This is a genomic window from Calothrix sp. CCY 0018 (assembly GCF_963920925.1).
Lineage (GTDB): Bacteria > Cyanobacteriota > Cyanobacteriia > Cyanobacteriales > Nostocaceae > Rivularia.
Map to the genome: position 1 here is coordinate 1 of NZ_CAWUDI010000159.1, position 239 is coordinate 239.

The window sequence follows — 239 nt, forward strand, 5'->3', positions numbered from 1 at the left end:
TTGCCAACACGTAGCGCCGGATCGCCGCCACCAGCGGGCGCAAGAGCGCCCCAGCCTGGCCCACCCAGTCGGCCACAACGTCGAACGGCTCAAGAACACCCCATCGCGCGCATAAATGTCGCTCTGGCGATACAGCGGTTGGTGATCGCAATACTTGGCCATCAGCACATGGGCCTGCAGGCCTGGGCCCGGCAAGCCGCGCTCGATCGGCCGGCTCGGCGCCGCTGCCTGCACGATCG

1 pseudogene is annotated in these 239 nt (G+C 67.8%); it reads right to left on the minus strand.

The window, feature by feature from the left end:
• Positions 1 to 239: pseudogene (locus tag ACM03V_RS34565) on the minus strand (IS66 family transposase); the annotation flags it as partial.